The organism is Klebsiella grimontii (assembly GCF_900200035.1).
Classification (GTDB): Bacteria; Pseudomonadota; Gammaproteobacteria; order Enterobacterales; family Enterobacteriaceae; genus Klebsiella; species Klebsiella grimontii.
This window is the reverse complement of record NZ_FZTC01000014.1, coordinates 323,634-348,874: the sequence shown is the minus strand read 5'-3', so window position 1 is coordinate 348,874 and position 25,241 is coordinate 323,634. Positions and strand designations below refer to the sequence as shown.

At 61.6% G+C, this 25,241-nt stretch carries 25 protein-coding genes; 22 read left to right on the top strand and 3 right to left on the bottom strand.

The window, feature by feature from the left end; translation table 11 throughout:
- Positions 1-18 precede the first annotated feature (18 nt).
- Complete coding sequence (gene pulA / locus KOSB73_RS07340) at positions 19-3,291, bottom strand: pullulanase-type alpha-1,6-glucosidase (protein WP_049131664.1); 3,273 nt, start codon at positions 3,289-3,291, stop codon at positions 19-21.
- Positions 3,292-3,644: 353 nt separating this feature from the next.
- Between pulA and gspC the strand changes: the two genes are divergently transcribed.
- The 13 genes from gspC to KOSB73_RS07275 are packed head-to-tail and all read left to right on the top strand — an operon-like array spanning position 3,645 to position 15,296.
- A complete protein-coding gene (gspC, locus tag KOSB73_RS07335; RefSeq protein ID WP_098140350.1) occupies positions 3,645-4,484 on the top strand; it encodes a type II secretion system protein GspC in 840 nt (279 codons plus the stop codon).
- Positions 4,485-6,467 (top strand): GspD family T2SS secretin variant PulD, encoded by a 1,983-nt coding sequence (gene pulD, locus KOSB73_RS07330; RefSeq protein ID WP_098140349.1) that lies wholly within the window; start codon positions 4,485-4,487, stop codon positions 6,465-6,467.
- Positions 6,464-7,957, top strand: a complete 1,494-nt coding sequence (gene gspE, locus KOSB73_RS07325; protein WP_064411316.1) for a type II secretion system ATPase GspE — start codon at positions 6,464-6,466, stop codon at positions 7,955-7,957. The genes pulD and gspE overlap by 4 nt, the downstream gene beginning before the upstream one ends.
- Before the next feature lies 1 nt (position 7,958).
- The gene (gene gspF / locus KOSB73_RS07320) at positions 7,959-9,164 is read left to right on the top strand and encodes a type II secretion system inner membrane protein GspF (protein ID WP_098140348.1); all 1,206 of its coding nucleotides are present in this window, start codon (positions 7,959-7,961) and stop codon (positions 9,162-9,164) included.
- Between the two features lie 20 nt (positions 9,165-9,184).
- Complete coding sequence (gspG, locus tag KOSB73_RS07315) at positions 9,185-9,607, top strand: type II secretion system major pseudopilin GspG (protein WP_004098709.1); 423 nt, start codon at positions 9,185-9,187, stop codon at positions 9,605-9,607.
- Positions 9,607-10,119 (top strand): type II secretion system minor pseudopilin GspH, encoded by a 513-nt coding sequence (gene gspH / locus KOSB73_RS07310; protein ID WP_098140347.1) that lies wholly within the window; start codon positions 9,607-9,609, stop codon positions 10,117-10,119. The genes gspG and gspH overlap by 1 nt, the downstream gene beginning before the upstream one ends.
- Positions 10,116-10,481, top strand: coding sequence for a type II secretion system minor pseudopilin GspI (gene gspI / locus KOSB73_RS07305; RefSeq protein ID WP_098140346.1), 366 nt, complete (start codon positions 10,116-10,118; stop codon positions 10,479-10,481). The genes gspH and gspI overlap by 4 nt, the downstream gene beginning before the upstream one ends.
- On the top strand, positions 10,478-11,074 hold the full coding sequence (gspJ, locus tag KOSB73_RS07300) for a type II secretion system minor pseudopilin GspJ (RefSeq protein ID WP_024360342.1): 597 nt from the start codon (positions 10,478-10,480) through the stop codon (positions 11,072-11,074). The genes gspI and gspJ overlap by 4 nt, the downstream gene beginning before the upstream one ends.
- On the top strand, positions 11,071-12,051 hold the full coding sequence (gene gspK, locus KOSB73_RS07295; RefSeq protein ID WP_098140345.1) for a type II secretion system minor pseudopilin GspK: 981 nt from the start codon (positions 11,071-11,073) through the stop codon (positions 12,049-12,051). The genes gspJ and gspK overlap by 4 nt, the downstream gene beginning before the upstream one ends.
- Positions 12,044-13,240, top strand: a complete 1,197-nt coding sequence (gspL, locus tag KOSB73_RS07290; protein WP_098140344.1) for a type II secretion system protein GspL — start codon at positions 12,044-12,046, stop codon at positions 13,238-13,240. The genes gspK and gspL overlap by 8 nt, the downstream gene beginning before the upstream one ends.
- The gene (locus KOSB73_RS07285; RefSeq protein ID WP_064342183.1) at positions 13,233-13,718 is read left to right on the top strand and encodes a type II secretion system protein M; all 486 of its coding nucleotides are present in this window, start codon (positions 13,233-13,235) and stop codon (positions 13,716-13,718) included. The genes gspL and KOSB73_RS07285 overlap by 8 nt, the downstream gene beginning before the upstream one ends.
- Positions 13,708-14,466: a type II secretion system protein N gene (locus KOSB73_RS07280; protein WP_098140343.1), complete on the top strand. Its 759-nt coding sequence runs from the start codon at positions 13,708-13,710 to the stop codon at positions 14,464-14,466. The genes KOSB73_RS07285 and KOSB73_RS07280 overlap by 11 nt, the downstream gene beginning before the upstream one ends.
- Entirely contained in the window at positions 14,466-15,296 is an 831-nt protein-coding gene (locus KOSB73_RS07275; RefSeq protein WP_049088225.1) for a prepilin peptidase, read from the top strand. Before KOSB73_RS07280 ends, KOSB73_RS07275 begins: the two co-directional genes overlap by 1 nt.
- Before the next feature lie 5 nt (positions 15,297-15,301).
- Here KOSB73_RS07275 and KOSB73_RS30625 read toward each other — a convergent pair whose 3' ends face one another.
- Together KOSB73_RS30625 and hrpB are read right to left on the bottom strand one after the other, a co-directional pair.
- The gene (locus KOSB73_RS30625; protein WP_133116563.1) at positions 15,302-15,514 is read right to left on the bottom strand and encodes a hypothetical protein; all 213 of its coding nucleotides are present in this window, start codon (positions 15,512-15,514) and stop codon (positions 15,302-15,304) included.
- A gap of 233 nt (positions 15,515-15,747) precedes the next feature.
- Positions 15,748-18,177, bottom strand: coding sequence for an ATP-dependent helicase HrpB (gene hrpB, locus KOSB73_RS07270; RefSeq protein ID WP_049085605.1), 2,430 nt, complete (start codon positions 18,175-18,177; stop codon positions 15,748-15,750).
- 72 nt (positions 18,178-18,249) lie between these two features.
- On the opposite strand from hrpB, the gene thpR reads away from it, so the two are divergent.
- From thpR to panD, 9 genes are all read left to right on the top strand, one after another.
- Entirely contained in the window at positions 18,250-18,786 is a 537-nt protein-coding gene (thpR, locus tag KOSB73_RS07265) for an RNA 2',3'-cyclic phosphodiesterase (protein WP_004872093.1), read from the top strand.
- Positions 18,786-19,502, top strand: coding sequence for a DNA/RNA nuclease SfsA (gene sfsA, locus KOSB73_RS07260; protein ID WP_024360334.1), 717 nt, complete (start codon positions 18,786-18,788; stop codon positions 19,500-19,502). Before thpR ends, sfsA begins: the two co-directional genes overlap by 1 nt.
- A 164-nt stretch (positions 19,503-19,666) precedes the next feature.
- On the top strand, positions 19,667-20,122 hold the full coding sequence (dksA, locus tag KOSB73_RS07255) for an RNA polymerase-binding protein DksA (protein ID WP_004098689.1): 456 nt from the start codon (positions 19,667-19,669) through the stop codon (positions 20,120-20,122).
- Between the two features lie 61 nt (positions 20,123-20,183).
- Complete coding sequence (gluQRS, locus tag KOSB73_RS07250; RefSeq protein ID WP_024360333.1) at positions 20,184-21,065, top strand: tRNA glutamyl-Q(34) synthetase GluQRS; 882 nt, start codon at positions 20,184-20,186, stop codon at positions 21,063-21,065.
- Positions 21,066-21,116: 51 nt separating this feature from the next.
- Positions 21,117-22,514: a polynucleotide adenylyltransferase PcnB gene (gene pcnB, locus KOSB73_RS07245; protein WP_071830632.1), complete on the top strand. Its 1,398-nt coding sequence runs from the start codon at positions 21,117-21,119 to the stop codon at positions 22,512-22,514.
- Positions 22,511-22,990: a 2-amino-4-hydroxy-6-hydroxymethyldihydropteridine diphosphokinase gene (gene folK / locus KOSB73_RS07240; protein WP_004872100.1), complete on the top strand. Its 480-nt coding sequence runs from the start codon at positions 22,511-22,513 to the stop codon at positions 22,988-22,990. Before pcnB ends, folK begins: the two co-directional genes overlap by 4 nt.
- Positions 22,991-23,108: 118 nt before the next feature.
- On the top strand, positions 23,109-23,900 hold the full coding sequence (gene panB, locus KOSB73_RS07235) for a 3-methyl-2-oxobutanoate hydroxymethyltransferase (protein ID WP_004098680.1): 792 nt from the start codon (positions 23,109-23,111) through the stop codon (positions 23,898-23,900).
- A gap of 11 nt (positions 23,901-23,911) precedes the next feature.
- Positions 23,912-24,766 (top strand): pantoate--beta-alanine ligase, encoded by an 855-nt coding sequence (panC, locus tag KOSB73_RS07230; protein ID WP_004872105.1) that lies wholly within the window; start codon positions 23,912-23,914, stop codon positions 24,764-24,766.
- Positions 24,767-24,859: 93 nt separating this feature from the next.
- Positions 24,860-25,240 carry an aspartate 1-decarboxylase gene (panD, locus tag KOSB73_RS07225; RefSeq protein WP_004129045.1) on the top strand — a complete coding sequence of 127 codons (381 nt, stop codon included), beginning with the start codon at positions 24,860-24,862 and terminating at the stop codon, positions 25,238-25,240.
- The last annotated feature ends 1 nt before the right edge of the window (position 25,241 follow it).

Sequence of the window (25,241 nt, the reverse complement as noted above, 5' to 3'; positions counted from 1 at the left end):
GGCCGGGAGGTTAAGGTTTTACTTACTGCTTACCGGCAGCCCGGCGCCCTGGGCTTCGCCCTGCGGCAGTTCCAGCACCGCAACGGACCAGGCCGGCAGAGTGACGGTGCCATCAGCGGCAATCTGCACGCCGTTTGCCAGCGAGTTTTCGCCCGCCGTCTGCTGGATCGCGCTCAGCTGCAGCGTTTCACCGGCAAACTCATTCAGCGTGCGGCTTTCCGGCGCGGCGTTAATCGCCACCACCAGACCGTCAAGGCGGCTATCCAGGCTGGCGCCCGCTTTCATCCCGTCATCCACGGTCATCACCAGCAGACCGGCCTGTTGGTCGGAACCGGTATTACGGAAATCAACGCGCTTCATTACCGCGCTGCCATCGCCCAATGTGAACAACGGCGAGGATTTCCGCAGCTCGGTCAGCTCCTGGTAGAACGCGGTCATCTGCTTCAGCTCCGCTTCGCCCGGGGTGGCAACCATCTCTTTGACGCGAGTAATCACCTCATAGTTGCTGCCGTCATCGCTGATGCGCGGCATACCAACGTTGTAGTTATTATCCTGCAGGGAATAATCCACGCGGTTGAACCAGTCGCCGGAGTCGTAGGAGTCGCGGGTAAAGGATTTCGAACGCAGCAGTTCAGAGCCCTGCTGATCGAACGCGATCCCCTGCCCCAGCATCACCGTCGCCAGCGAAACGGCCTGCATGCGAACGCGGGTCGCCAGATCGGCTTCCTGGGACGCTTTGTAGCTGATCATGTCCCACAGCGTCTGGTTGTCGTGTTTCGAAACATAGTTGACGACTTCCGTCGGGTCTGCGGCGTAGCCGCCAGGCGCGCCGTTATAGTCAATTTCGCTGCCTTTCTTCGCCGCGCCGTCTTTGTCGATCATCACAAAGTCAGCGAGGTTACCGGCCATCCCCAGACGGGTCAGATCGGCCAGATGGCGGACCTGGTCATCGCTCAGGCTGGCGAGTTCGTTTGGCAACACGCCCGCGCCGCTGCCGATGCCCTGGTTCTGACGCAGCGCATCGCCGGAATCGAACGGGCCGCCGCCGCGCACGGAATCGCGCAGGCGATCGGAGAACGTGCCGATACCGGTACCTTTCAGGTTGATCTGCGAGGCGATTTCAAAACGATCGCTCTGGTTAGAGTCCCAGCCTTCGCCGAAGAAGTAGATATCCGGGTTCAGGGCCTTAATGCGCTCCCACGCCGACAGAATTTGCGCTTTCGGGTGATAGCCCATCAGGTCGAAGCGGAAACCATCGATTTTATAATCGGTGGTCCATACCGCCAGCGAGTCGGCGATCAGCTTGGCGAACATCCGATGCTCCGGCGCGGAGTCGGAACAGCAGGTGGCGGATTCGACGCTGCCGGTGGTTTCATTCAGACGCTGATAGTACCAGGGTACGATCTTATCCAGTACCGACGTGCGATCGGTCGGACCCGCGGCGTTGGTGTGGTTGTAGACCACGTCCATAATGACGTTCATCCCCAGATCCTGCTTGATCGCCTGAATCATGGTGCGGAACTCTTTGATGCGCGTCGTGCCTTCCGGATCGGTCGCGTAGGATCCTTCCGGAACCGTGTAGTGGAACGGATCGTAGCCCCAGTTGTAGGAGTCGGTCTGCGCCACCAGCGTATTCAGCGCCTGCACCTGCGGATTATCCTGGCTATCGCTCTGCTTAAGCTGATTCAGTACCTCTTCCACCGTGGAGCCGCTGTCGCAGTATCCGGCGAACTCGCTGCTTTTCACCGCGCTGTTCACTTCACACAGGCGACTGAACGGTTGCTGAATATCGGCGACCTTGTCGCTGAACTCGTTCACCGTCGCCAGATCGAAGACCGGCAGCAGCTCAACGTGCGTCACACCTGAAGCGGAGAGCGTCTTCAGATGCTGCACCATATTGCTGTCGCCGGCGGTCAGCGCAAGGTATTTACCGCGCAGTTCGGCCGGAACGGTCTGGTCCCAGGCGGAGAGATCGCGAATATGCGATTCATGGATCGTCATCTTCGCTAAATCCGCTTTCGTCTTCTGGGCGTGCGGCATCGTCAGGTTGTCCCAGCCGTCAGGCTTCAGGGCGCTGTCGTTGAGATCGACCACCTGGCTGTACTCCGAGTTGGTCGACAGGCTATGCGCATACGGGTCGGTGACTTCGTACTGTTCAACCTTACGCGACTGCGGGTGATAAACCGTCATCGCATAGCGGTAGAACGCGCCTTTCAGATCGCTGCCGCCCTGCCATGACCACGCGCCGGAAGCGCTGTCGCGGGTCATAGGATGGCTGCCAATGACTTTCTTATCGGCGCTGTAGACCACCACATCCACCTGCTGGGCAGTCGGCGCCCAAACGCGGAAGGTGACGCCGCCGTCGGCCAGCTGCGCGCCGTAGCTCAGGGCTTCCGCCGCTTCGGCATAGGCGTCATCCAGGACGCCCGCCGTCTGCACCTGGGTGGCGGAAATCAGGATCCCGTCCTCTGCGGCGGCAATGGCGACCGTTTCGCCCTGCAGCAGCTCGTCCACGTTGGCGTTGTCCGGCAGCTTAAAGGCCGCATAGCTGGAAAGGTGCGGGAAGCGCATGCTGACCTGCTGGCTGACGGTAGTCGGCGTCAGCTTCAGGTAGCGGTCGGTAAATTTGCCTTCGCCGTCGGCCGCCACTTTACTGCTGCGGCTGTAGTAGAGGCGCACGATGGGCTTATCCTGCCCGCCCGGCCACAGCAGCGTATTTTTGTCGACCCAGTGGGCTTCGGCCAGCGCGACGCCAAAAGCGGCGCGGAAGGCGTCGGCGCGGGAGTCATAGACCGCGCTGTTACCGGCAATCACCGATACCGTACGATCGGTGAAGTCGCCAAACGCCACCCGCAGGTCGCTATCGATCAGCTTATCGGTGCCGTCGCGAACGATGACGTTGATACAGCCGCTCTCTTTGTTGAGCGGGATCACCCAGTACGGGCCATATTTATCGCTGCCGCTCGGCGTGGTGCTGACGTCATTCCAGTCGGCCACCGGCGCGCTCAGCGCGTCGCAGGTTTCATTGTTCCAGAGATAGAGGTTTTTGCTGCTGTAGTCCGCCGCGCTACTGCTGGTGATCCCGGCAATATCCACCAGGTGGATGACCGCCTGGTTTTCTACTGCCGTGACCGCTTCGCCGGGCACCGCAACGTCAGGTAAACGTACAACCACATCCTGATTACCAGGAGTGTCGGGATTTCCAGAGGAAGAAGAAGAGGATCCGTTATCGCAGCCGCTAAGTAAAACCAGCGATCCCAGAACCAGGGCATTACGGGTATATCTGAGCATTCGATAGTCCCTATACATGCTGATTAAATTATATGAAGTGTTATATACGCGAAACTATTCCTGGCGCACTTAAGCCCCATGAAGAAATGACGAGCATATCTTTAAAGCGTCGATAATTAGATATTCTTGCTCTCTTAGGTTCAATCATCCATTCACTCCTCCTCCGGGGGCGTAGGCGGCCGGAGGAGAAAAAATAAAAAGGGAATGACGACCGCAATAGCCAAACTCTTTATGATTCGCAGCGACCTACGCAGATTCCCGCAATAAGCACGCTCAAAAATAAAAAATGCCCCACCCATATCGGTAGGGCGGTACCTTTTGCTGAGGGAAATAGAATGAGCAAAGGAATAAAAATGCATAATTCCGTGATGAGATTAACAATACCAAATAAAAAAATAATTAATTACGCGCCTCATATTGTGACCTCCATCATATTATTTTTTATCTGCCAGCAGCTCGCGCAATTAACCTGGAAAATAATTCTCCCGGTAAACTTTACGGATAACGCATTGAGCTCTGCCGATATGACGTCGCCCGCAGCCCCCTCCGCGGAAACGGCGCTGCCGCGCTTTACGCTGTTTGGCCTTGCGGAGAAAACCTCCGCCTCCGCGCCCGGCGGCAACCTCGACCAGGCGCCCGTTTCGGCGCTCAAACTGCGCGTTACCGGCCTGCTCGCCAGCACCGACCCGTCCCGCGCCATCGCTATCATGATGAAAGGGAATCAACAGGTTAGCCTCGGTATTGGCGATAATACGCCGGGCGGAGAGGCGAAAATCGTCGCCATTTTCCCCGACCGCCTGATTGTTAATTACCGCGGCAGAAATGAGGCTATCCCGCTGTTTAACGACCCGCCCGCCGTCGGCAAAAATAGCGCCGCGCCGCCAGCCCGCCACCTGGCGCAGGAGCTCCGGGCGCAGCCGCAAAATATTCTTCATTACCTCAATATTTCGCCGGTCATGGTTAACGACAAACTCAGCGGATATCGCCTGAACCCGGGCAAAGACCCGGCGCTATTTCGCCAGTCGGGTCTCCGGGAAAACGATCTGGCGATAGCCCTCAACGGTCTGGATTTACGCGATAAAGAGCAGGCCCGCCAGGTATTAGCCCAGCTGCCGGAATTAACTGAAATAACCCTTACCGTTGAACGCGACGGCCAGAAAAACGATATTTATCTAGCCCTGAGGGATGAATAATTGATCATCGCCAACGTTATCCGCTCATTTTCCCTGACGCTGCTGATATTCGCCGCGCTGTTATTCAGACCGGCCGCGGCGGAAGAGTTTTCCGCCAGCTTCAAGGGCACCGATATTCAGGAATTTATCAATACGGTGAGTAAAAACCTGAATAAAACGGTCATTATCGATCCCAGCGTGCGCGGCACCATTACCGTGCGCAGCTACGATATGCTCAACGAAGAACAATATTATCAGTTCTTCCTCAGCGTCCTTGATGTCTACGGTTTCGCCGTAATTAATATGAATAACGGCGTCCTGAAAGTGGTGCGTTCGAAAGACGCGAAAACCGCCGCGGTGCCGGTGGCGAGCGATGCCGCGCCGGGTATTGGCGATGAGGTCGTCACCCGCGTCGTGCCCCTGACCAACGTCGCCGCCCGCGATCTGGCGCCGCTGCTGCGCCAGCTCAACGATAACGCCGGCGCGGGCAGCGTGGTGCACTATGAGCCTTCCAACGTTCTGCTGATGACCGGTCGCGCGGCGGTGATTAAACGCCTGCTGACCATTGTTGAGCGCGTCGATAACGCCGGAGACCGCAGCGTGGTGACCATTCCGCTGTCCTGGGCCTCCGCCGCCGATGTCGTCAAGCTGGTGACCGAACTCAACAAAGACACCAGCAAATCGGCGCTGCCCGGCTCAATGGTGGCCAACGTAGTGGCCGATGAACGCACCAACGCGGTGCTGGTCAGCGGCGAGCCCAACTCTCGCCAGCGGATCATCGCCATGATCAAGCAGCTCGACCGCCAGCAGGCAACGCAGGGCAATACCAAGGTTATCTACCTGAAATACGCCAAAGCCTCCGATCTGGTTGAGGTACTGACCGGAATCAGCAGCACGATTCAGAGCGAAAAGCAGGCCGCGAAGCCGGTGGCGGCGCTGGATAAAAATATCATTATCAAAGCCCACGGCCAGACCAACGCCCTGATTGTCACCGCTGCCCCGGACGTGATGAACGATCTTGAACGGGTAATCGAGCAGCTGGATATCCGCCGCCCGCAGGTGCTGGTGGAGGCGATCATCGCCGAAGTACAGGACGCTGACGGCCTGAACCTCGGCATCCAGTGGGCCAATAAAAACGCCGGCATGACCCAGTTCACCAATAGCGGCCTGCCGATATCCACCGCTATCGCCGGGGCCAACCAGTACAACAAAGACGGCACCGTCAGCAGCTCGCTGGCCAGCGCCTTAAGCTCCTTCAACGGTATTGCCGCCGGCTTCTACCAGGGCAACTGGGCGATGCTGTTAACCGCCCTCTCCAGCAGCACCAAGAACGATATTCTCGCCACGCCGAGCATCGTTACCCTCGACAACATGGAAGCCACCTTTAACGTCGGCCAGGAGGTCCCGGTACTCACCGGCTCGCAAACCACCTCCGGCGATAACATCTTTAATACCGTCGAGCGCAAAACCGTCGGCATCAAGCTAAAGGTGAAGCCGCAAATCAACGAAGGCGATTCGGTCCTGCTGGAGATCGAACAGGAGGTCTCCAGCGTGGCGGACGCCGCCTCCAGCACCAGCTCGGATCTCGGCGCGACCTTCAATACCCGTACGGTCAATAACGCGGTGCTGGTCGGCAGCGGCGAAACGGTGGTCGTCGGCGGCCTGCTGGATAAAAGCGTCTCCGACACCGCCGACAAAGTGCCGCTGCTCGGCGATATTCCGGTCATTGGCGCGCTGTTCCGTTCCACCAGCAAAAAGGTCTCCAAGCGCAACCTGATGCTGTTTATCCGCCCGACGGTGATCCGCGACCGCGACGAGTACCGCCAGGCCTCATCCGGGCAGTACACCGCTTTTAACGACGCCCAGAGCAAACAGCGCGGCAAAGAGAACAACGACGCGATGCTGAATCAGGATCTGCTGGAGATCTACCCGCGCCAGGATACCGCCGCGTTCCGTCAGGTCAGCGCCGCTATCGACGCGTTCAATCTGGGAGGCAATCTATGACCCCCGCCGCTGAACGACGCCCGCTGCTCCCCTTCGGCTACGCCCGCGCGCACAGCGTGATGCTCCTGAGCAGCGGCGAAAGCTGCGAGGTTTTCTGCCTCGCCGCTACCGCGCCGCAGGCGCTGCTGGAAGCCCGCCGGGTCGCTGCGATGCCGTTCCGCCTCGAACGGCTGGAAGAAGAGGCGTTCGAAAAGCTGCTGGTACTGAGCTATCAGCGCGACTCCGCCGAGGCCCGGCGCATGATGGCCGATATCGGCAACGAGCTGGATCTGTATACCCTTGCCGAAGAGCTGCCGGACACCGACGACCTGCTGGACAGCGAAGACGACGCGCCGATTATCCGCCTGATTAACGCCATGCTCACCGAGGCCATCAAAGAGAAAGCCTCGGATATTCATATCGAAACCTATGAGCGCCACCTGCAAATTCGCTTTCGCGTCGACGGCGTCCTGCGCGAAATCCTGCGCCCCCAGCGCCGACTCGCCGCACTGCTGATCTCGCGCATTAAGGTGATGGCGAGCCTGGATATCGCCGAAAAGCGCATTCCGCAGGACGGGCGCATGGCTCTGCGCATTGGCGGACGCGCCGTCGACGTGCGCGTCTCTACCCTGCCGTCGAGCTACGGCGAGCGCGTGGTGCTGCGTCTGCTCGACAAAAATAGCGTCAATCTCGACCTGCTGACCCTCGGGATGACTCCCGCCCTGCTGCGGCAGGTGGATGGGCTGATCGCCCGCCCGCACGGCATCGTGCTGGTGACCGGGCCGACCGGTTCGGGAAAAAGCACCACCCTCTACGCCGCGCTGAGCCGCCTCGACGCGCGCGAGCGCAACATCATGACCATTGAAGACCCCATCGAATATGAGCTGGAGGGCATCGGTCAGACCCAGGTTAACGCGAAAGTCGACATGACCTTTGCCCGCGGGCTGCGCGCCATTTTGCGCCAGGACCCTGACGTGGTGCTGGTGGGCGAAATCCGCGACGGCGAGACGGCGCAAATCGCCGTTCAGGCCTCGCTAACCGGCCATCTGGTGCTCTCGACGCTGCACACCAACAGCGCGCTGGGGGCCATCTCGCGCCTGCAGGATATGGGCGTGGAGCCTTTTCTGCTCTCCACCTCGCTGCTGGCGGTGATGTCGCAGCGGCTGGTGCGCCGGCTCTGCCCACATTGTCGCCAGCAGGAACCGGCAAACGCCGACGCCGCCCACCAGATGGAGATCGCCCCCGGCACGGCACTCTGGCAGCCCCGGGGCTGCGCCGAGTGCGGTTTTACCGGCTATCGCGGACGCACCGGCATCCATGAACTGCTGCTGGTGGACGATCGCGTACGCATGGCTATCCACCGCGGCGAAAATGAGGTGACGCTGATCCAACAGCTGGGGACGGATTATATGACCCTGCGCCGCGCCGGGCGGGAAAAGGCGCTGGCTGGGATCACCAGTTGGCAAGAGGTGCTAAGGGTCACCGAGCAGCCGATCGCGGAGGCTTCCTGAAATGGCGCTGTTTCGTTACCAGGCCCTCGACGAACAGGGCAAACCCCGGCGCGGCGTCCAGCAGGCGGACTCCGCCCGCCACGCGCGCCAGCTGCTGCGGGAAAAGGGCTGGCTGGCGCTGGACATCGACCCGGCAGCCAGCGGCGGCAGACCATCGCGCTTTATGCGCCGCACCAGCGCCCGCGATCTCGCCCTCGTCACCCGCCAGCTGGCGACGCTGGTCGCCGCCGCGATCCCGCTGGAAAAAGCGCTCGACGCGGTGGCCCAGCAGAGTGAAAAACCGCAGCTGAAAACGCTGATCGCCGGCGTGCGCGGCAAAGTGCTGGAAGGCCATTCGCTGGCGGAAGCGATGCGCGGCTACCCGGGCTGCTTTGACGCGCTCTACTGCGCGATGGTCGCCGCCGGAGAAGCTTCAGGCCACCTCGACGGCGTGCTGAACCGGCTGGCGGACTACACCGAGCAGCGCCAGCAGCTGCGCGCCCGCCTGCTGCAGGCGATGATTTACCCCATCGTGCTGACCCTGGTGGCGGTCAGCGTGATCGTCATTCTGCTGTCGACGGTGGTGCCGAAGGTCGTCGAGCAGTTTATCCACCTTAAGCAGGTGCTGCCGTTTTCCACCCGCCTGCTGATGGCGATGAGCGATATGCTGCGCGCCGCCGGGCCGTGGCTGCTGCTGGCGATTTTGCTCCTCATTCTCCTGCTGCGCTACCTGCTGCGGCAGCCGGCAAAGCGGCTGGCCTGGCACAGGCTGCTGCTGCGCCTGCCGTTAATTGGCCGGGTCGCGCGCAGCGTTAACAGCGCCCGCTACGCCCGCACCCTGAGCATCCTCAACGCCAGCGCCGTTCCGCTGCTGCTGGCGATGCGCATCAGCGCGGATGTGTTGAGCAACGCCTGGGCGAAGCGCCAGCTGGAAGCCGCCAGCGACGCGGTGCGCGAAGGCGTCAGCCTGCATCGCGCGCTCGAAATGACCCAGCTTTTCCCGCCGATGATGCGCTACATGGTCGCCAGCGGCGAACGGAGCGGCGAGCTCAACAGCATGCTGGAGCGCGCGGCGGACAACCAGGACCGGGATCTGAGCGCACAAATTCAGCTGGCCCTCAGCCTGTTTGAACCCCTGCTGGTGGTGGCGATGGCCGGCATGGTGCTGTTTATCGTCCTCGCCATCCTGCAGCCGATACTGCAGCTCAATACCTTGATGAGTATGTGATTGTTCTAATGGAGAAAAATATGCAACGACAGCGCGGATTCACCTTACTGGAAATCATGGTGGTGATTGTTATCCTCGGCGTGCTCGCCAGCCTCGTGGTGCCCAACCTGATGGGCAACAAGGAAAAGGCCGACCGGCAAAAAGTGGTCAGCGATCTTGTGGCGCTCGAGGGCGCGCTGGACATGTACAAACTGGACAACAGCCGCTATCCCACCACCGAGCAGGGGCTGCAGGCGCTGGTCAGCGCGCCATCCGCCGAGCCGCACGCGCGCAACTATCCCGAAGGCGGCTATATCCGCCGTCTGCCGCAGGACCCCTGGGGCAGCGATTACCAGCTGCTGAGCCCCGGCCAGCATGGTCAGGTGGATATTTTCAGCCTCGGGCCGGACGGCGTGCCGGAGAGCAATGACGATATCGGCAACTGGACGATCGGGAAGAAATAGTGCGACAGCGCGGCTTTACGTTGCTGGAGATGATGCTCATTTTGCTGCTGATGGGGGTCAGCGCGGGCATGGTGCTGCTGGCTTTCCCCGCCTCGCGCGACGATAGCGCGGCGCAGACGCTGGCGCGCTTTGAAGCGCAGCTGCGCTTTGTCCAGCAGCGCGGGCTGCAAACCGGCCAGTTCTTTGGCGTCTCGGTGCACCCAGACCGCTGGCAGTTTCTGGTTCTGGAGGCCCGCGATGGCGCCGATCCGGCCCCCGCCGACGACGGCTGGAGCGGCTATCGCTGGCTGCCGCTGCGCGCCGGACGCGTCGCCACTTCGGGCAGCATCGCCGGGGGCAAGCTGAACCTCGCTTTGGCGCAGGGCGAAGCCTGGACGCCGGGCGACAATCCCGATGTGCTGATCTTTCCCGGCGGCGAGATGACGCCGTTCCGGCTGACCCTCGGCGAGGCGCCGGGTATCGCGTTTAACGCCCGCGGCGAAAGCCTGCCCGAACCGCAGGAGGCGCAATGAAAAAGCAGTCCGGTATGACGCTGATTGAAGTCATGGTCGCCCTGGTGGTCTTCGCTCTCGCCGGGCTGGCGGTGATGCAGGCGACGCTCCAGCAAACCCGCCAGCTGGGACGCATGGAGGAGAAAACCCTCGCTAGCTGGCTGGCGGACAATCAGCTGATACAGCTCCGGCTGGAAAACCGCTGGCCCGCGCTGAGCTGGTCGGAAACCACGCTGCAGGCGGCAGGCGTCAGCTGGCACATTCGCTGGCAGGGGGTGGAGACCGATCTGCCTCAGCTGCGGGCGCTGGACGTCGAGGTTCGCCACGCCAAAAGCGATAAGACGCCCGTCTCTTCGCTGCGCACCTACGTGACATCGCCATGATCCGGCGCTCAAGCGGCTTTACCCTCGTCGAAATGCTGCTGGCGCTGGCCATTCTCGCCGCGCTCAGCGTCGCCGCGGTCACGGTGCTGCAAAACGTGATGCGCGCCGATACGCTCACCCGCGATAAGAGCGGGCGCATGCAGGCGTTACAGCAAACGTTCAGCCAGATGGCGGCGGACTTTAGCCAAATCATTCCCCGCCGCAGCCGCGACAGTGCAAGCCTGTTTTTTGCCGGGCGCTTTCAGCTCGGCAGCGATGACGGGGCGATCGCCTTTAGCCGCAACGGCTGGCCCAATCCTTTGGGGCTCCTGCCGCGTTCGGAAATTCAGAACGTCAGCTACCGCCTGCGCGGCAGCCAGCTGGAACGTCTGAACTACGACCAGCAGGACCCGCTGCCCGGTAGCCAGCCAACGGTGACTATTGTGCTGCGCGACGTGCGGGCGTTTGGCCTGCGTTTTTACGCCAGCGGCCGCTGGCAGGACGAATGGCAGCAGGCGCAGACGCTGCCGCAGGGGCTGGAAGTCACCCTGACGCTGGAGCCGTACGGCGAGATCCGCCGGCTGTTTCTGCTTACGCCGGGAGACAGCCGATGAACCACCGCCAGCGCGGCGTCGCCCTGCTCATGGTGCTGCTGATCCTCGCCCTGATGATGGTGCTGGCGAGCGCCATGACCGAGCGCAGCGCCCGGATGTACCAGCAGACCGCCACCACCCTCGATAACCTGCAGGCCAAATGGTACGCGCTGGGGGCGGAAACCCTGGCGGCGGCGCTGCTGCAACGCGACGCGCTCGACTCGCCGAACCAGACCCACCTGGCGCAGAACTGGGCCCAGCAGGGGCGCCGCTTCACGGTCAATGACGGCGAGATCTACGCCACGATTACCGACGCTCAGGCCTGCTTCAACCTCAACGCCATTAACCAGCGCGGCGACGACGAAAGCGCCGCAGTACCTTACCCCGCACAGATCTTTACCCGCCTGCTGGAAAACCTCGGCAGCGAGCCGCTGCGCGCCTTACAGCTCACCGCCGCCCTGCGCGACTGGGTCGATGACGACCGCCAGCCGCTGCTGAACGGCGCGGAAGACGAGGTCTATATGGCGCAATCCCCCGGCTATCTGACCGGCAATCAGCCGCTGCAGGACGTCAGCGAGCTGCGTCTGCTGGCCGGGATGGACGCCGCGCTCTATCAGCGCCTGCTGCCCTACGTCTGCGCCCTGGCGGACGAGACGCTGCAGGTGAACGTCAATACCCTGCAGCCCGATCGGGCCGCGCTGCTGGCGGCGCTGTTCCCCGCTGAACTCACCCTCGTCGAAGCCCGGCAGCTGCTGCAGGCCCGCGCGGCCACCGGCTGGAGCAGCGTCGCCGCCTTCCTGTCGCAGCCGGCATTACAAAAAACCGATACCGCCGCCGCGCGCCCGTGGCTGGCGGTTCACAGCGAGCGTTTTATCGCCACCTTCAGCGTAGTGATGGGCAACGCCCGCTATCAGCAACGCAGCCTCCTGCAAAAGCAGGGGCGTACCTTCGGCGTCGTCCAGCGGCGCTACGGAATCTACTGGGTAGCCGATGAATAACCACCATACCTCTTCCGCCGCCGTGCTGATTATTCGCCTCAATCCCGATGCCGCGACGGCGATATGGCGGCTGGCCGCGCCGGGCGACACGGCGCAGACTGGCGAGTGGCATCCTGATGCTGGCGATCCGACGCTCAGCCTGCTGGCGCAGCGCCATCCGGCCTGGGTACTGGTGCCCGCCAGCGATTGCGCATTTCATCGCGTCGCTCTGCCCGCCGGGGCGCGCAGAAGACCGCAGCAGGCGCTGGCGTTTTTACTCGAAGAACAGCTGGCGACGGAAGTTGAGGAGAGCCACTTTGCCTTGCTCCACCAGCACAAAACCGACTGCGCCGTGGCGGTGGTCGGGCGGGAAAAGATGCGCGCCTGGCAGGCCTGGTGCGACAGCCTCGGGCTGAGCGTACTGGCCCTGACGCCGGATGTCCTGGCGCTGCCGCACAGTCCCACCGGCTGGAGCGCCGTACGCTGCGGCGAGCAGTGGCTGTTTCGCTGTGATACGTGGGGCGGAATGGCGGTGGAAACCGTATGGCTCGACCAGCTGCTGACCCACTGGCAAGACCTCGCGCCCATCGCCTGCTACTCGCCGCCGCCGGATATCGCCGCGCCGTGGCAGCCTCTCCCGGCGCAGGATCTGCTGCAGCTGGCGGCGGCCAATCCCGATGCGCGCAGAATCTGCTTACGCCAGGGCGATTTTGCCGCAAAACGCCGCCGGCAGCCGACGCCACGACGCTGGCGCCCGGTAATCGTCGCGGCGCTGGCGCTACTGCTGCTGTGGAGCAGTAATTGCCTCCACGATCATCTCATGCTGGGACAGCAGGCCGACGCCGCCGTGCAGGCCAGCCGTGATTTTTACCGCCAGTGGTTCAAAACGGAAAAGAACGTCGTCAACCCGCGCCTGCAAATGCAGCAGCATCTGCGGCAGATGAAAAACGCGGGCGCCCGGCCGGCGCTTATCTCGCGGCTCGGCGCGCTGCAGCAAATCATCGACGACACGCCGGGCATCCGCCTGCGGACGTTGAGCTTTGACGCCGCGCGCAACGCGCTGCAGCTGGAGATATCCGCCGTTTCCTCGCAGGCCCTGGAGCAGTTCAGCCAGCGGGCGCGGGCGAGGTTTCGCGTGCAGACCGGCGAGATGAAGCCGCGCGCCGACGGTATTGAAGGGCGCCTGACGCTGGAGGGGAACGATGCATAACCTGCTCGCCTTATGGCAACAGCGTACGCGCCGCGAACGGCGTCTGCTGCTGGGGATGGCCGTGGTACTGCTCATCGGCCTGGTCTATTACATGTTATGGCAGCCGTGGCAAAACCGCGAGGCGCAGTGGCGGCAAACGCTGGCCAGGGAGCAGGCCAGCCTGCAGTGGATGCGCCAGCAGACGCCCCTTCTCCGTCAGCTTCGCAATCAGAAGCCGCCCACCGCGCCGGAAGAACCCTCGACGGTGATTATGCGCGAAACCGCCCGTCACGGTCTCACCATCGTTCGCCTGCAGCCGCAGGGCTCCCGCCTGAGCCTTACCGTGCAGCCCGCCGATTTCCAGGCGCTGATGGCATGGCTGGACGCGCTGGGGCAGGCGGGGATGACCACCGCCACCCTGGCGGTGACCGCCGTAGCGCAGCAGCCCGGCTGGGTGACCGTCAATACGCTGGTGCTGGAGCGCAGCGATGAAAAATAGACTCACTATCGGCCTGCTGCTGGCGGCGATCTATCTCTTCTGGCTGCTGCTCAGCGCGCCGGCGCGTCTGCTGGCCCTGGCGCTGCCGGACGGCGCGCGGCTCGCGCAAACGTCGGGCACCCTGTGGAAGGGAGAAGCCCTTCAGGCCAGCTGGCGCGGCGTTGAATTAGCCTATTTACGCTGGGAGTTTGGCTTCTCGACCTGGCTTCCCGGCTGGCATATCCGTTTTAACGATCCCTCCGGCCTGCGCGGCCAGGCCTGGCTGCACGGCCTGAACGAGTTTGTGGTGCGCGAGGGACGGCTCGTGATTCCGGCCCGTTTAATCAGCCAGCGGCTGGCGCTGGGTATGCCGCTGGAAGCCCGCGGCCAGCTGGCGCTGACGCTGCCGGAGGCCAGCTTTAACGCCAACGGCTGCCGGCGGATAGCCGCGAGCGCCGTGCAGTGGCAAGATGCGGCGCTCAGCTCCCCCGCCGGGTTGCTCGAACTGGCCCAGGTCAACGGCAAATTAAGCTGTACCCCGGCGGGTGCGCTGGCTGTCGCCCTGACCCAGGACTCCCATCAGCTTAGCCTCACCGGACAGGGCGTTCTGACGCCCGACGGGCGCTATACGTTTAACGGTACGCTGCAACCTCGTCAGGCGGCCCCGGCGCTGCTGACGCTGCTGGTCGCGCAAAACGGCCGTAAAGATGAGCAGGGACGCATACCGTGGCGGTGGCAAGGAGAGTGGCTATCCGAGGAGAAAAAATAATGGTCGAAAACATCGCGTTATTACCCGAGTTCGCCGCGCAATACCCGTTTCTCTGGGGCAGCTTTTTATTCCTGTCCGGACTGGCGTTCGGCAGCTTTTTTAACGTCGTTATCCACCGTCTGCCGCTGATGATGGAGCAGGCAGAGGGAATCAATCTCTGTTTTCCCGCGTCGTTCTGTCCGCAGTGCCGTGAGCCCATCGCCTGGCGGGACAATATTCCGCTGCTGGGCTTCCTGTTTCTTAAGGGGCGTTCGCGCTGCTGCGGGCAGCCGATCTCGCCTCGCTATCCCCTGATGGAGCTGGCGACCGGCGCGCTGTTTGTGCTGGCGGGATACCTGATGGCGCCGGGCGTGCCGCTGCTGGGCGGGTTGATTTTATTGTCGCTGCTGCTGATCCTCGCCGCCATCGACGCGCAAACGCAGCTGCTGCCGGACGGGCTGACGCTACCGCTGATGTGGGCCGGGCTGTTGTTCAATCTTAGCGCGACTTACGTGCCGCTGGCGGAGGCGGTCGTGGGCGCGATGGCCGGGTATTTATCGCTGTGGTCGGTGTACTGGGTATTCCGTCTGCTGAGCGGTAAAGAGGCGCTGGGCTACGGCGATTTCAAACTGCTGGCGGCGCTCGGCGCGTGGCTCGGCTGGCAGGCGCTGCCGCAGACGCTGCTGCTGGCTTCCGCCAGCGGCCTGGTCTGGACGCTGCTGCAGCGCCTGATAACCCGGCAGTCGCTCCAGCAGCCTTTGGCCTTCGGGCCCTGGCTGGCGCTGGCGGGCGGCGGCATCTTTTTGTGGAGCCAAATTTACCCCCCCATCTTCCCGGTGGCGCTGCGCTGACCGGGCTACGGGTTCCCCGCCGTCTGCGGGCCGGTAGCCCGGACAGGTGCGCCAGCACCGCCTCCGGGAAGCCGTACCCACCGAGGCTTCGCATACTCCCCCCCGGTGGCGGCTGACGCCTTACCGGGGCTACGGGTTCCCCGCCGTCTGCGGACCGGTAGCCCGGACAGGTGCGCCAGCACCGCCTCCGGGAAGCCGTACCCACCGAGGCTTCGCATACTCCCCCCTGGTGGCGGCTGACGCCTTACCGGGGCTACGGGTTCCCCGCCGTCTGCGGACCGGTAGCCCGGCCAGGTGCGCCAGCACCGCCTCCGGGAAGCCGTTCCTACCGAGGCTTCGCATACTCCCCCCCGGTGGCGGCTGACGCCTTACCGGGGCTACGGGTTCCCCGCCGTCTGCGGACCGGTAGCCCGGACAGGTGCGCCAGCACCGCCTCCGGGAAAATAACCGGTTACGAATATTTTTTGGTGCGCCGGGTCGGGGCGGTATTGGCCGGATCGTCCGGCCAGACGTGCTTCGGATAGCGCCCTTTCATCTCTTTTTGCACCTCGCGGTAGCTCCCCTGCCAGAATGCGCCTAAATCGCGGGTGATCTGCAGCGGGCGCTGCGCCGGCGACAGTAGCTCCAGCACCAGCGGCACCCGCCCCTGGGCGATAGTCGGGGTCGTCGCCTCGCCAAACATCTCCTGCATCCGCACCGCCAGCGCCGGAGGGTTATCATCGTGATAACGAATCGCGATGCGGCTACCGGTCGGCACCGTATAGTGCGTGGGTAGCTCGCTGTCCAGCTTCTGGCGCAGCGGCCACGGCAGCCAGTTTTGCAGCGCCTGACGCACATCCAGCGCCTTCAGCGCGCGCAGAGAATGGACGCCCGTCATCTGCGGTAACAGCCACTGCTCAAGCGATGCCAGCAGCGATGCCTCATCAACGGCTGGCCACGCCTCCTCCGGCAGCCACTGCGCCGCGCAGTGCAGGCGCAAACGCAGCTGCTCCGCCTCCGGCGTCCAGTTGAGCACGCTCAGCCCCTTTTCGCGGATGCCGTTGAGCATCGCCTGATGCAGCTCCTCTTCCGACGGCTTCGCCAGCGGTTGAGTTTTAATCACCAGCCGTCCGATACAGGTACGCCGCCAGGCCTTCAGCGTGCCTAACGCCTCATCCCACTCGACGATATCGGAGCGCTGGACCAGCGCCGGACACCGCTCAATCAGCGCGTTAATCTCTACCGGCAGCGCCAGCAGGATCCGCGCATCCGGCGATGAACTTCCCTGCAGCAGCAGCGGCGCGATCAGCCACTCGTGGCGGCCCAGCGCATCGTCGGCGTCGAGCATCGCCCCCATTCCGTTGGCCAGCTGATAGCGCCCCTCCTGGCCGCGACGATGGGCGATACGGTCGGCAAAAGCGGAGGCCAGCAGCGCCGCGATTCTGTCGGCGTCAGGCTGACCGCCGCGCACCGCCAGCCGTTTTATCAACTGCTGCGCCCGCTGCTGCCAGTTGCCCTGCTGACGGGCAAACGCCGCGCTAAGATCGCTATTGCCGCCGCGCGGCGGCTCTTCCAGGATCGCCGCCAGCTTAGCCGCCGTGGCGGCGCCATCGGCATCCTCCGCCGCGGTCAGCATCGCCGCCAGACGCGGATCGTTGCCCAACGCCGCCATTTTGCGCCCGTGCGACGACAGCCGCTCGCCTTCCAGCGCAGAAAGGTCGGTGAGCAGACGCCGGGCCGCCGCCAGATTAACCGCAGGCGGCAGATCCAGCCAGCTAAGCTGCGCCGGGTCCTGGCATCCCCACTGCAACAACTCCAGCAACAGTGAAGACAGGTCGCTTTGCAGGATTTCCGGATCGCCCTGCGCCGCCGCGCGCTCGGCCTGCTCTTTAGCAAGCAGATGCAGACAGATCCCCGGTTCCAGACGCCCGGCGCGTCCGGCGCGCTGGGTCATTGAGGCCTGGCTGATGCGCTGCGTGACCAGGCGGGTAAGCCCGGTGCGGGCGTCAAAGCGGGCGACGCGCTCCTGGGCGCTATCTACCACCAGACGAATCCCCTCAATGGTCAGACTGGTTTCGGCGATATTGGTCGCCAGCACCACCTTGCGCATCCCGACGGGCGCAGGCAGTATCGCCTTGCGCTGCTCACTCAGCGGCAGCGCGCCGTACAGCGGGCACAGCACAACATCGCTCGCCACCCGCTCCGCCAGCCGCTCCTGTACCCGTTGGATCTCGCCGACGCCGGGCAGAAACAGCAGCATTGAACCGTTTTCGCTACGCAGCAGTTCCGCGGCGGCAATCGCCACCGCCTCGTCAAAACGCTGATGGGTCGCCAGCGGCTGAAAACGCCGCTCAACCGGAAACGCGCGCCCTTCGGAAACGATAACCGGCGCCTCCGGCAGCAGACGCTGCAGGCGCTCATTATCGAGCGTCGCCGACATAATCAGCAGCTTGAGATCGTCGCGTAGCCCCTGCTGGACGTCGAGCAGCAGCGCCAGCGCCAGATCCGCCTGCAGGCTGCGCTCGTGGAACTCATCGAGGATCGCCAGCCCCACGCCGCTCAGCTCCGGATCGCGCTGGATCATCCGCGTCAAAATACCTTCCGTCACCACTTCGAGGCGCGTGTTCGGCCCGACGCAGGTCTCGGCGCGCATGCGGTAGCCCACGGTCTCGCCGGGCTTCTCCCCCAGCAGTTCCGCCAGCCGCTGCGCCACGTTACGCGCCGCCAGCCGCCGCGGCTCCAGCAGGATAATGCGCCCGTTAATTTTACCCTGCGCGAGGATTTGCAACGGCAGCCAGGTGGATTTCCCGGCGCCGGTTGGCGCATTAAGCAGAACCTGCGGCGCATGCCGCAGAGCAGAAAGAAGTTCAGGGAGGACGGCGGCAACCGGCAATGAGGACACGAAGCGCTCCGGAGGTTAACATTTGCGGGCAAGCATTGTAGCATCCCGGTAATTCATTACCGAGTCTCTATCATGTCCGAGCCGAAAAGGCTGTTTTTCGCCCTTGAACTTCCCGCAGAAGTTCAGCGGCAGATCGTTCACTGGCGCGCCGCCAGCTTTCCCGAAGATGCTGGTCGACCGGTGACGGCGGCAAACCTCCATCTGACGCTGGCGTTTCTTGGCGAAGTGAGCGCGGATAAGCAGCGGGCGCTGTCAGCGATGGCCGAACGAATTCGCCAGCCGGGCTTTACCCTGATCCTTGACGATGCCGGGCAGTGGCTGCGTTCGCGAGTGGTGTGGCTGGGCACTCGTCAGCCGCCGCGCGGAGTTCTGCAATTAGCGAATATGCTGCGCGCCCAGGCCGCCCGCAGCGGCTGCTATCAGAGCCCGCAGCCGTTTCATCCGCATATCACCCTGCTGCGCGACGCGCGCCACGCGGTGGCTATTCCGCCGCCCGGATTTCGCTGGGCGTTTGCGGTCAACGAATTTGTACTCTACGAATCCAGCTTTAGCCGCGGCCGCACCCGCTACAAGGCGCTGGAACGTTACCCTTTCGACAAGGAAAGCTGATGCTGTTTACTCCCCCGCTACGGTCCGCCACCCTCATTAAACGTTACAAACGGTTTCTCGCCGATGTGATCACCCCCGACGGTCGCGAGCTGACCCTGCACTGTCCCAACACCGGCGCCATGACCGGCTGCGCCGCGCCGGGCGATACCGTCTGGTATTCCACTTCAGATAATCCTAAACGCAAATATGCCCACACGTGGGAAATAACCGAAACCGTAGAAGGTGCGACAATTTGTGTTAATACTCTACGTGCTAACACGTTGGCGAAAGAGGCGATTCTGGCGGGAAATATTCCCGAGCTTTTGGGCTATAACACGCTGAAAAGCGAAGTGAAGTATGGTGATGAAAACAGCCGCATTGATATTCTGTTACAAGCAGATGACCAACAAAACTGCTATATTGAAGTGAAATCGGTTACGTTGGCGGAAAAGGAATACGGTTACTTCCCCGATGCGGTTACCGAACGCGGCCAGAAGCACCTGCGGGAGCTGATGAGCGTGGCGGCAGCGGGCGATCGGGCGGTGATTTTGTTCGCCGTGCTGCACTCGGCGATCGACCGTTTCTCACCCGCGCATCATATTGATGCCAGATACGCACAGCTATTGATTGAGGCGCAAAACAAGGGGGTGGAAATTCTCGCGTACAAGGCGGAACTTTCTACCGAGATGATGACTCTGAATAAGCCGATTACCGTGGTGTTAACCCCCGGTAAATAAACGGCTAAATAGTATTCGGGTCGCGAGCGCAAATACGCTTTTCCTCACAGGGTTGTCAAGTGTAACGTTTAGATAATTGCTATCCGGAAAAGCATCTGCTATTTATAGCGGCCTGATTTTTCCCCCAACACGGGGATCGATAGTGCGTGTTAAGGAGAAGCAACATGCAAGAAGGGCAAAACCGTAAAACATCGTCCCTGAGTATTCTCTCCATCGCTGGGGTGGAGCCGTACCAAGTGAAGCCGGGCGAAGAGTATATGAACGAAGCCCAGCTGGCGCACTTCAAGCGCATTCTTGAAGCGTGGCGTAATCAACTTAGGGATGAAGTGGATCGCACCGTAACGCATATGCAGGATGAAGCTGCTAACTTCCCGGACCCGGTAGACCGTGCCGCTCAGGAAGAAGAGTTCAGCCTGGAGCTGCGTAACCGCGACCGCGAACGTAAATTGATCAAAAAGATCGAGAAAACGCTGAAAAAAGTCGAAGACGAAGATTTCGGCTTCTGTGAATCCTGTGGCGTCGAGATTGGTATCCGTCGTCTGGAAGCGCGTCCGACCGCTGACCTGTGCATTGATTGCAAAACGCTGGCGGAAATTCGCGAAAAACAGATGGCAGGCTAATTCACTTCGCTGGCACATCTCTGGCGGGAGCTTTCTCCCGCCCTGATGCTTTAGTCATATCATGAAAGATTCACACTACATCGGGCGCTTTGCTCCCTCACCTTCCGGCGAACTCCACTTCGGTTCATTGATTGCCGCGCTTGGCAGCTATCTGCAGGCTCGGGCTCAGAACGGTATCTGGCGCGTGCGCATTGAAGATATCGATCCGCCGCGGGAAGTTCCCGGCGCCGCGGACACCATTCTTCGTCAATTAGAACGCTACGGCCTGCACTGGGACGGAGAGGTACTCTGGCAGTCAAAACGCCACGAAGCCTATCGCGAGCACCTCGCCTGGCTGCGCGAGCAGGACCTCTGCTATTACTGCACCTGCACCCGCGCGCGCATCCACGGCATTGGCGGTATTTACGACGGCCACTGCCGCGATTTACGCCTCGGCGCGGAAAACGCCGCTCTGCGTCTGCGGCAAACGCGTCCGGTCCTCGAATTTTATGACCGACTGCGCGGCACGATCGTCGCCGATGAGCCGCTGGCGCGGGAAGATTTCATTATCCACCGCCGCGATGGGCTGTTCGCCTATAATCTGGCGGTGGTAGTGGACGATCATTTTCAGGGCGTCAGCGAAATCGTCCGCGGCGCCGATCTTATCGAGCCGACGGTGCGGCAAATATCGCTTTATCAGCATTTTGGCTGGCAGGCGCCGGACTATATCCATTTGCCGCTGGCCCTCAACGCGCAGGGCAATAAACTGTCGAAGCAAAACCACGCTCCGGCGCTGTCTGAAGGCGATCCGCGCCCGGAAATTGTGCGGGCGTTAACGTTTCTTAATCAGGATGTCATTCAGGAATGGCAGACGCTCAGTATTGAGGATTTACTCGAGTACGCGATAGCGAACTGGCGGCCGGAGCAAATCCAGCATTCTCAAATGCGTTCCGCTGAGCTATGATTAGCCGCTATTTTTTTGTCCTGAAGTCCGTCTGACACTACGAGGTGTACCATTTTTACCCGAGTCGCTAATTTTTGCCGTAAGGTGCTAAGCCGTGAAGAGCGCGAGGCAGAAGCCGCCGTCGAACAATTACATATGACGGTTATTCCGCGCGAGCAGCATGCAATTTCCCGCAAAGATATCAGTGAAAATGCCCTCAAGGTCATGTACAGACTTAACAAGGCGGGCTATGAATCGTGGCTGGTCGGCGGCGGCGTACGCGATCTGCTGCTGGGCAAAAAACCTAAAGATTTTGACGTTACCACTAATGCGACCCCGGAACAGGTCCGTAAGCTGTTCCGCAACTGCCGCCTGGTAGGCCGCCGCTTCCGCCTGGCGCACGTGATGTTCGGGCCGGAAATTATCGAAGTCGCCACCTTCCGCGGCCATCATGAAGGCCACACCACCGATCGCATCACCTCCCAGCGCGGCCAGAACGGTATGCTGCTGCGCGACAACATCTTCGGTTCGATTGAAGAAGATGCCCAGCGCCGCGACTTTACCATCAACAGCCTCTACTACAGCGTGGCGGATTTCACCGTCCGCGACTACGTCGGCGGCATGAAAGATCTGCAGGATGGCGTCGTCCGTCTGATCGGCGATCCGGAAACCCGCTATCGCGAAGATCCGGTGCGCATGCTGCGCGCGGTGCGTTTTGCAGCGAAGCTCAGTATGAGCATCAGCGAAGAGACCGCCGAGCCGATCCCGCGCCTGGCGACGCTGCTGCACGATGTGCCGCCGGCGCGTCTATTTGAAGAAGTCCTGAAGCTGCTGCAGGCCGGCGACGGTTATGAAACCTACATCCTGCTGCGCGAATATAATCTGTTCCAGCCGCTGTTCCCGACCATTACCCGCTACTTTACCGAGCGCGGCGATAGTCCAATGGAGCGCATCATCAGCCAGGTGCTGAAGAATACCGATACCCGCATTCGCAACGATATGCGCGTTAATCCGGCGTTCCTGTTCGCGGTGATGTTCTGGTATCCGCTGCTGGAAACCGCGCAGAAAATCGCGCAGGAGAGCGGACTGGCCTACTACGATGCCTTCGCGTTGGCGATGAACGACGTGCTGGACGAGGCCTGCCGCACGCTGGCCATCCCGAAACGTATTACTACCCTGGTGCGCGATATCTGGCAGCTTCAGCTGCGGATGTCCCGCCGTCAAGGTAAACGCGCGTGGAAGCTGATGGAGCATCCAAAATTCCGCGCCGCCTACGATCTGCTGGAGCTGCGCGCCGGCGCCGAAAACAGCAGCGAGCTGCAGCGTCTGACCAAATGGTGGGGCGAGTTCCAGGTCGCCGCGCCGCCGGATCAGAAAGATATGCTGGATGATTTAGGGGACGATCCGGCCCCGCGCCGCCGCCACCGTCGTCCGCGCAAACGCGCGCCGCGCCGCGAAGGTAGCGCATGACGCTCGTCTATATCGCGATTGGCAGCAATCTGGCCTCTCCGCTGGAGCAGGTCAACGCTGCCGTTAACGCGCTGGCGGACATACCCGATAGCCGGGTAATAAGCGTTTCCTCTTTCTACCGCACGCCGCCCCTGGGGCCGCAGGATCAGCCTGACTACCTCAACGTCGCCGTCGCGCTGGAAACCGCGCTGACCGCAGAAGCGCTGCTCAACCACACCCAGCGTATTGAACTGCAGCAGGGCCGCACGCGTAAAGCCGAACGCTGGGGACCGCGCACGCTGGACCTCGACATCATGCTGTTTGGCGATGACGTGATTAGCAGCCCGCGCCTGACCGTACCGCACTACGATATGAAAAACCGCGGTTTTATGCTGTGGCCGCTGTTTGAAATCGCCCCCGAGCTGCGTTTCCCCGACGGTACGGCATTACGGGCTGTTCTGGCAAATCTCGGCGCAGAAAAACCCGCCCTCTGGTAATAACCCTTCTTTTTTAGCAATTACGGCGATCGTGGTAATCGGTTGCCTAAAACCATTGCCCCCCTGAATGCTGCTGTTAGAATGCCGGTTAAAATGACTTTCATCATCAGGAAACGTTATGAAACCGACCACTATCGCCCTGCTGCAGAAATGTAAACAGGAGAAGAAACGCTTCGCCACTATCACCGCCTACGACTACAGCTTTGCAAAGCTGTTCGCCGATGAGGGTATAAACGTGATGCTGGTCGGCGATTCGCTGGGCATGACGGTGCAGGGCCACGATTCCACCCTGCCGGTGACCGTTGAAGACATCGCCTATCACACGCGCGCGGTACGCCGCGGCGCGCCGAACTGTCTGCTGCTCGCCGACCTGCCGTTTATGGCTTACGCCACACCGGAACAAACCTTCGAGAACGCCGCTATCGTCATGCGCGCGGGAGCCAACATGGTCAAAATCGAGGGCGGCGCCTGGCTGGCGGATACCGTGAAAATGCTTGCCGAGCGTGCGGTACCGGTGTGCGGACACCTCGGTCTGACCCCGCAGTCGGTGAATGTCTTTGGCGGGTATAAAATTCAGGGCCGCGGCGATGCCGGGCAAGTTCTGCTTGATGATGCGCTGGCGCTGGAAGCGGCGGGCGCGCAGCTGCTGGTGCTGGAGTGCGTACCGGTTGAACTGGCGAAACGCGTCACCGAGGCGTTAACCATCCCGGTGATTGGTATCGGCGCGGGCAACGTCACTGACGGACAAATCCTCGTGATGCATGACGCTTTTGGTATTACCGGCGGTCATATTCCAAAATTCGCCAAAAATTTCCTTAGCACAGCGGGCGACATGCGCGCCGCGGTACGGCAATATGTTGCCGAAGTGGAGTCCGGCGTGTATCCGGGCGAAGAACACAGTTTCCATTAAGGAGTGTTGTTGTGCTGATTATTGAAACCCTGCCGCTGCTGCGCCAGCATATCCGCCGTTTACGCCAGGAGGGCAAGCGCATTGCGCTGGTTCCCACCATGGGCAACCTGCACGATGGCCATATGAAGCTGGTTGATACCGCTAAAGCCAGCGCGGATGTCGTGGTGGCAAGTATCTTCGTCAACCCAATGCAGTTTGACCGCGCCGAGGATCTGGCGCGCTATCCGCGTACCCTGCAGGACGATTGCGAAAAGCTGAACAAACGGAAGGTCGATTTGGTCTTCGCGCCTGCCGCGGCGGAAATCTACCCGCAGGGTACCGAAAGCCAGACTTACGTCGATGTCCCGGGGCTGTCGACGATGCTTGAGGGCGCCAGCCGTCCAGGCCACTTCCGCGGCGTTTCCACTATCGTCAGTAAGCTGTTCAACCTGATCCAGCCGGACGTCGCCTGCTTCGGCGAAAAAGACTTCCAGCAGCTGGCGCTGATCCGCAAAATGGTCGCGGATATGGGCTACGACATCGAGATTATTGGCGTACCGATTATGCGCGCGAAAGACGGGCTGGCGCTGAGTTCGCGCAACGGCTATCTCAGCGCAGAGCAGCGCAAAATCGCGCCGGGGCTGTATAAGGTGATGAATCGCGCGGCGGAGAAACTGGCGGCCGGCGAGCGCAACCTTGACGAAATTATCGCGATTGCCGGGCAGGAGCTGAACGAAAAAGGCTTCCGCGCCGATGATATCCAGATCCGCGACGCCGATACGCTGCTCGATTTGACCGAAAACAGCCAGCGCGCGGTGATCCTGATGGCGGCGTGGCTCGGCGAAGCACGTTTGATCGACAACCAGATAGTGGCGCTCGCTCGGTAGACACGGGTTAAAAATCGGGCAATACTGCCAGGAATTTCCTCAAGGCGGACGTCACGCCCGCTTTGTTATCGTTAAGCTTTAAAGGTAGACGTTATGATTCGTAATATGCTGCAGGGCAAACTCCACCGCGTTAAAGTCACGCAGGCCGACCTGCACTATGAAGGCTCCTGCGCTATTGATCAGGATTTCCTGGATGCGTCCGGCATCCTGGAAAACGAGGCTATTCATATCTGGAACGTGACCAACGGTAATCGTTTCTCCACCTACGCCATCGCCGCGGAGCGCGGTTCGCGAATTATCTCCGTTAACGGCGCCGCGGCGCACTGTGCGAGCGTCGGTGATATTCTGATTATCGCCAGCTTCGTTATGATGCCTGACGAAGAAGCCCGCGCCTGGCAGCCGAAAGTGGCCTATTTTGAAGGCGAGAACGAAATGAAGCGCCAGGCAAAAGCTATTCCGGTACAGGTTGCCTGAT

What these genes read in the sequence shown, in the direction of transcription:
- pulA (WP_049131664.1), bottom strand. Translation starts at nt 3,291, where the DNA reads ATGCTCAGATATACCCGTAATGCCCTGGTTCTGGGATCGCTGGTTTTA.
- gspC (WP_098140350.1), top strand. Translation starts at nt 3,645, where the DNA reads ATGCATAATTCCGTGATGAGATTAACAATACCAAATAAAAAAATAATT.
- gspE (WP_064411316.1), top strand. Translation starts at nt 6,464, where the DNA reads ATGACCCCCGCCGCTGAACGACGCCCGCTGCTCCCCTTCGGCTACGCC.
- gspF (WP_098140348.1), top strand. Translation starts at nt 7,959, where the DNA reads ATGGCGCTGTTTCGTTACCAGGCCCTCGACGAACAGGGCAAACCCCGG.
- gspG (WP_004098709.1), top strand. Translation starts at nt 9,185, where the DNA reads ATGCAACGACAGCGCGGATTCACCTTACTGGAAATCATGGTGGTGATT.
- gspI (WP_098140346.1), top strand. Translation starts at nt 10,116, where the DNA reads ATGAAAAAGCAGTCCGGTATGACGCTGATTGAAGTCATGGTCGCCCTG.
- gspJ (WP_024360342.1), top strand. Translation starts at nt 10,478, where the DNA reads ATGATCCGGCGCTCAAGCGGCTTTACCCTCGTCGAAATGCTGCTGGCG.
- gspK (WP_098140345.1), top strand. Translation starts at nt 11,071, where the DNA reads ATGAACCACCGCCAGCGCGGCGTCGCCCTGCTCATGGTGCTGCTGATC.
- gspL (WP_098140344.1), top strand. Translation starts at nt 12,044, where the DNA reads ATGAATAACCACCATACCTCTTCCGCCGCCGTGCTGATTATTCGCCTC.
- KOSB73_RS07285 (WP_064342183.1), top strand. Translation starts at nt 13,233, where the DNA reads ATGCATAACCTGCTCGCCTTATGGCAACAGCGTACGCGCCGCGAACGG.
- KOSB73_RS07280 (WP_098140343.1), top strand. Translation starts at nt 13,708, where the DNA reads ATGAAAAATAGACTCACTATCGGCCTGCTGCTGGCGGCGATCTATCTC.
- KOSB73_RS07275 (WP_049088225.1), top strand. Translation starts at nt 14,466, where the DNA reads ATGGTCGAAAACATCGCGTTATTACCCGAGTTCGCCGCGCAATACCCG.
- KOSB73_RS30625 (WP_133116563.1), bottom strand. Translation starts at nt 15,514, where the DNA reads ATGCGAAGCCTCGGTGGGTACGGCTTCCCGGAGGCGGTGCTGGCGCAC.
- thpR (WP_004872093.1), top strand. Translation starts at nt 18,250, where the DNA reads ATGTCCGAGCCGAAAAGGCTGTTTTTCGCCCTTGAACTTCCCGCAGAA.
- sfsA (WP_024360334.1), top strand. Translation starts at nt 18,786, where the DNA reads ATGCTGTTTACTCCCCCGCTACGGTCCGCCACCCTCATTAAACGTTAC.
- dksA (WP_004098689.1), top strand. Translation starts at nt 19,667, where the DNA reads ATGCAAGAAGGGCAAAACCGTAAAACATCGTCCCTGAGTATTCTCTCC.
- gluQRS (WP_024360333.1), top strand. Translation starts at nt 20,184, where the DNA reads ATGAAAGATTCACACTACATCGGGCGCTTTGCTCCCTCACCTTCCGGC.
- folK (WP_004872100.1), top strand. Translation starts at nt 22,511, where the DNA reads ATGACGCTCGTCTATATCGCGATTGGCAGCAATCTGGCCTCTCCGCTG.
- panB (WP_004098680.1), top strand. Translation starts at nt 23,109, where the DNA reads ATGAAACCGACCACTATCGCCCTGCTGCAGAAATGTAAACAGGAGAAG.
- panD (WP_004129045.1), top strand. Translation starts at nt 24,860, where the DNA reads ATGATTCGTAATATGCTGCAGGGCAAACTCCACCGCGTTAAAGTCACG.